Here is a 5,629-nt window from a genome sequence, read left to right on the forward strand (position 1 = left end):
CCCCCGAAAAGCGCGGGCGCATCGGGATCTACGACGATGTTCATCTGGCGAGGCTTCGGCTCATCGACGTTCTTCTTCAGCGCGGTTTCACTACCTCGCATATCAGCGACTTCATCACCGGCTGGGAGAACGGCAAGGATCTGGCCGAAGTACTCGGCCTCCAGAATGCCGTCACCGAGCAGTGGTCGAATGACGAGGTCGTCGAGATTCCCTTGGACATGGTCGACGAATTCCTCGGCGACAGTGATCAACTGACGAGATTGCAGGCGCTCGGTCTCGCTCGCGTCGACGGCGATACCTGCATCTTCACCGATCCTGAACTGCTCAGCGGCTTCTCGTCGTTATCCGAGTACGGTTTCACGATCGGGCAACTCATCGACGTGCACGAACGAATCCACGCCGCTGTAGACGGCATTGCGAAAGACATGATCGGCACCGCGAAGAACCATATCGTCGACCTACACGGCGAGGGGTGGTTGCCCGGTGACGACGAGGTCGGTGCGACCACGGACATGCTGGTGAAGATGCGTGAACTCGCGGTCCACTCCGTCACCGCGATCCTCGCCCGCACGCTCGACGAGAACCTCCAGCACGAACTCGGTGACTACCTCACGACCGCTTTGCAGAATAGAAACGACCGAGAAACTCATCCTTGAACTCGTGGAACCTGTTCTGCTGAATTGACTCTCGGATATCGTCGACGAGTTTCACGGTGAAGCGCTCGTTGTGAATGGTGCACAACGTCGATGCCAGCATCTCCTTGGCCTTGAACAGGTGGTGGATGTAGGCCCTGGTGTAGTGAGCGCACGTGTAGCAGTCGCAGTTCTCGTCGATCGGAGTGAAGTCGCGTCGATGCTTGGCCGTGTTGATGTTGAACCGTCCGGTGGGGACGTAGATCGCCGCGTTGCGGGCCACTCGGGAGGGATTGACGCAGTCGAAGGTGTCTGCGCCGTTCTCGATGGCGGTGAAGAAGTCGTCGGGCTCGCTGATGCCGAGCATATGCCGCGGTTTGTGTTCCGGCAGTTCCTCGTTCACCCAGCGGGTGATCGTGCCGAGGTTCTGCTTCTCCAGAGCTCCGCCGATGCCGTAACCGTCGAAGCCTCGCCCGGTCTCACCGGTGATGGTCTCCAGATCGTGCGCGGCCTTGCGTCGTAGATCCTCGTACTGCGCGCCCTGCACCACACCGAACAGTGCCTGATACGGCTTCCCGACGCGCTCGGCGGTCAGTCTCTCGTGCTCGAGGACACACCGTTGTGCCCATGCCTGCGTCCGGTCCACCGACATCTCCTGGTAGCCACGGGTGTTCATCAGCGTCGTCAGCTCGTCGAACGCGAACATGATGTCGGCGCCCAGCTGGTGCTGAATCTGCATCGACACCTCGGGCGTGAACCGGTGACTGGACCCGTCGAGATGCGATTTGAACGTGACCCCGTCGTCGTCGACGTGCGCAAGCCGCTCCTTGCCTTCGGCGATGACGTCGTCGGACTCGACCCGGGAGGCGTCCATGGAGATGACCTTCTTGAATCCGACGCCGAGCGACATGACCTGGAAGCCACCGCTGTCGGTGAACGTCGGGCCGTCCCAGTTCATGAACTTCCCGAGACCGCCTGCCTCGTCGACGATGTCGGACCCTGGCTGCAGGTACAGATGGTAGGCGTTCGCGAGCACCGCCTGTGCGCCGAGCTCCTTCATCGCCTCGGGCAAGACCGCTTTGACCGTCGCCTTGGTGCCGACGGCAATGAACGCGGGAGTCGCGATGTCGCCGTGCGGGGTGTGGATCGTCCCGGTGCGGCCGAGGCGGTCGTCGAGCCGGGTGTCGATGCTGAAGAAGGGGTCGTTCGGAGCGCTCACTGTGTAGACCCTAGGCGCTCCGCGCCAGTGGCACGAATAGGTGCACCCCGATGCACTTAACCGCGCCACTGGCGGCGGAGCCGCCCCTCAACTGAACTGCGAGGAGTACAGCCGGTGGTACGCCCCACCCGCGCCGACGAGCGAGTCGTGGTCACCCTGCTCCACGATCTGCCCGTCCTCCATGACGACGATGAGGTCGGCGTCGCGGATGGTCGAGAGTCGGTGGGCGATGACGAAGCTGGTTCGATCGCTGCGCAGCGCAGCCGTAGCCTTCTGCACCAACAGCTCGGTTCGGGTGTCCACGGAGCTGGTCGCCTCGTCGAGGATCAGAATGAGCGGCTTCGCGAGGAATGCGCGAGCGATTGTGATGAGCTGCTTCTCACCTGCACTGACGTTGTTGCCTTCCTCGTCGATCACTGTGTCGTATCCGTCGGGCAGCGAGTGCACGAACTTGTCGACGTAGCTGACCCGGGCGGCTTCGAGGATCTCCTCCTCGCTCGCGTTCGGGTCTCCGTAGGCAATGTTGTCGCGGATGGTGCCACCGAACAGCCACGTGTCCTGCAGAACCATGCCGGTCTGCTCACGCAACTCGTCGCGGGTCATGTCTCGCGTTTCGACGCCGTCGACGGTGATGCGTCCGGCATCGATGTCGTAGAACCGCATGATCAGGTTCACGAGCGTCGTCTTGCCTGCACCGGTCGGACCGACGATGGCAACAAGGTTTCCGGGTTCGGCGACGAGTGAGAGGTTCTCGATGAGCGGCTGATCCTCGCGATAGCGGAAGGACACGTTCTCGAACGCCACCCTACCGAGGTGCTTCTCCGCAACGGCGGGCTTGGCAGGATCCGGTTCCTCGTCTTCGGCGTCGAGCAGCGCGAAGATGCGTTCAGCCGACGCCACGCCGGACTGCACGAGGTTCACCATCGACCCGACCTGCGTGAGCGGCTGAGTGAACTGACGTGAGTACTGGATGAACGCCTGGACCTCACCGAGGCTCAGTGTTCCCGACGCCACCCGTAATCCACCGACAACCGCGATGATCACGTAGTTGATGTTCCCCAGAAACATGATGGCGGGCATGATCATTCCGGAGATGAACTGCGCGCGATAGCTCGATTCGAACAGCTTGTCGTTGCGGTCGCCGAATTCGCGCTCGACCTCGGCCTGACGCCCGAATGCCTTCACCAGTTCGTGGCCCGTGTAGGTCTCCTCGATCAGGCCGTTGAGCTTTCCGGTGTGCTTCCACTGGTTCACGAAGTGTGGTTGAGAACGCTTGGCGATCACAGCGGTGACGAGAAACGACAACGGAACCGTCAACACTGCGACGAGTGCGAGCAACGGCGAGATCCAGATCATCATGCCCAGGATGCCCAGCACCGTGAGCACTGCGGTGATCAACTGACTCAGCGTCTGCTGCAGGCTGGTCGAGACGTTGTCGACATCGTTGGTCACACGGCTCAGAAGTTCACCGCGAGTGTGCGAGTCGAAGTACTTCAGCGGAAGCCGGTGCACCTTGCGCTCGACGCTGTCACGGAGGTTCCGAATAGTGCGTTGCAGTGCGATGTTCAGGATGTATCCCTGCGCCCAGGCCAACGCCGCCGACACCAGATAGAGCACCAAGACGAACAACAGAACGTTTCCGACGGCCGAGAAGTCGATCCCGACGCCAGGTGTGACATCCATGCCGGAGACCATGTCCGCGTACGTGCCCTGACCATCGGACCGGAGCTGCCCGACGGCTTGCTCCTTCGAGATCCCGGACGGCAGTTGCCCTCCGACGACACCGTTGAAGATCAGGTTGGTGGCATGACCCAGAATGTTCGGCGCGGCCACGGACAGTACGACGCTCGCGATCGCGAACACGAGCATCATCCCGAGCAGGACTTTCTCGGGTCGGAGCAGGCCGAGCAGTCGCTTCATCGACGGCTTGAAGTTGAGCGCTTTCGTACCCGGCGCTCCGATGGCGGGTGCTGCACCCGGTCCGGGGCGCGTCATGACGCCGCCACCGCGTGCTGCGAGTCGACGATCTCCGCGTACGTCGGGCACGTTGCGATCAGCTCGCTGTGCGTTCCGAGGCCCACCGGTTTACCGTCGTCGAGGACCAGAATCTGGTCGGCATCGACAATGGTCGAGACCCGTTGTGCAACAACGATCATGCAGGCATCTTTCATGACCGGCTTCAGTGCGGCCCGTAGTTTCGAGTCGGTGGTGAGGTCGAGGGCGGAGAACGAGTCGTCGAAGAGGTAGATGCTCGGACGTCGAACCAGAGCGCGCGCTATGGCCAGCCGTTGTCGCTGGCCGCCGGACACCGTCGTACCACCTTGAGCGACTACGGTTTCCAACCCCTCTGGCATCTTTCGGACGAAGTCGGCGCCCTGCGCGATCTCGAGCGCGTCCCACAGTTCGTCGTCGGTGGCGTCGGCCTTGCCGTAGCGAAGGTTGGAGCCGATCGTTCCGGAGAACAGAAATGGCTTCTGCGGAATCAATCCGATGTGACTACGAAGACTGTCGATGTCGAGATCCCGAATGTCGGTTCCGCCGACGAGCACTTGACCGGCGGTGACGTCGATGAGTCGCGGAATCAGATTGACCAGGGTCGACTTTCCGGATCCCGTACCACCGATGATCGCCGTCACTTTTCCTGGCTCGGCGCGGAGATTCACGCCGCACAGGACGGGGAATTCGGCACCGGGAAAGGAAAATTCGGTATTGCGCAATTCGACGATTCCCGGATCGGTCGCGAACGGCTCAGGAGTGCTCGGCAGCGTCACCGACGATTCGGTCGCGAGGACCTCGCTGATTCGGTCGGCGCACACAGATGCTCGCGGGACCATCATCGCGATGAACGATGCCATCATCACCGACATCAGAATCAGCATGATGTAGCTCAGTAGGGCGGTGAGGGCGCCGATTTCCATCGTGCCGTCGTTGATCGCGTGGCCGCCGAACCAGATGACGGCCACGCTGGTCACGTTGGAAATCATCATGACCGTCGGGAACATCAATGCCATCAGCCGGCCCACCCGCAGCGCCGCCTCGGTGAGAGAGTTGTTGGCGACGGCGAATCGGTCGATTTCGTTCCGCTCGCGCACGAAGGCGCGCACGACCCTGATTCCGGTGATCTGCTCACGCAGAACGCGGTTCACCGCGTCGATCCGAACCTGCATGGATCGGAATCCGGGAACCATGCGCACGACGATGAGGCCCATCGAGATCGCCAGGCCGGGTACCGCGATCAGCAGAATCCAGGACAGGCCGAGGTCTTCTCGCAGGGCCATGACGACGCCACCGATACACATGATCGGCGCCATCACGACGATGGTGAATCCCATCACGATCAGGAGCTGAACCTGTTGAACGTCGTTGGTGTTGCGCGTGATCAACGACGGTGCGCCGAATTGTCCGACTTCCCTGGCGGAGAACGTCCCGACGCGGTGCAGGATCGCTTTACGTAGGTCGCGGCCTGCGCCCATCGCAGCTTTCGCTCCGATCAGAACAGCCGCCACCGAGCACACGATCTGCACCAACGACACCAGCAGCATCCAGCCGCCGGTCGTCAGGATGTAGTTCGTGTCTCCGCGCGTGACACCGTTGTCGATGATGTCCGCATTGAGACTCGGTAGATACAGTGCGGCAGCGGTAGCCACGAACTGCAACGCGATGAGTAGGGCGATCGCGCGCTTGTACGGGGCCAGATAGGTCTTGAGCAGCGGGATCAGCATGATGGCCGAAGATTACTCGTACACATGGGTAACAGTCTCCACAATTTGTCTGGCAT

At 61.6% G+C, this 5,629-nt stretch carries 4 protein-coding genes; 1 reads left to right on the forward strand and 3 read right to left on the reverse strand.

Going from position 1 to position 5,629, the window contains the following annotated elements; all coding sequences use genetic code 11:
* On the forward strand, positions 1–656 hold a 656-nt coding region (locus A2J03_RS24785; RefSeq protein ID WP_068379390.1), incomplete at its 5' end, for a MerR family transcriptional regulator.
* On the opposite strand, the gene tgt is transcribed toward A2J03_RS24785, so the two are convergent.
* From tgt to A2J03_RS24800, 3 genes are all read right to left on the reverse strand, one after another.
* On the reverse strand, positions 610–1,851 hold the full coding sequence (tgt, locus tag A2J03_RS24790; RefSeq protein ID WP_068379393.1) for a tRNA guanosine(34) transglycosylase Tgt: 1,242 nt from the start codon (positions 1,849–1,851) through the stop codon (positions 610–612). The genes A2J03_RS24785 and tgt overlap by 47 nt on opposite strands.
* Before the next feature lie 87 nt (positions 1,852–1,938).
* Entirely contained in the window at positions 1,939–3,846 is a 1,908-nt protein-coding gene (locus A2J03_RS24795) for an ABC transporter ATP-binding protein (RefSeq protein WP_068379399.1), read from the reverse strand.
* Entirely contained in the window at positions 3,843–5,573 is a 1,731-nt protein-coding gene (locus tag A2J03_RS24800; RefSeq protein ID WP_068379395.1) for an ABC transporter ATP-binding protein, read from the reverse strand. Before A2J03_RS24800 ends, A2J03_RS24795 begins: the two co-directional genes overlap by 4 nt.
* Between the last annotated feature and the right edge of the window lie 56 nt (positions 5,574–5,629).

It is taken from the genome of Rhodococcus sp. EPR-157, assembly GCF_001647195.1.
Taxonomy (GTDB): domain Bacteria; phylum Actinomycetota; class Actinomycetes; order Mycobacteriales; family Mycobacteriaceae; genus Rhodococcoides.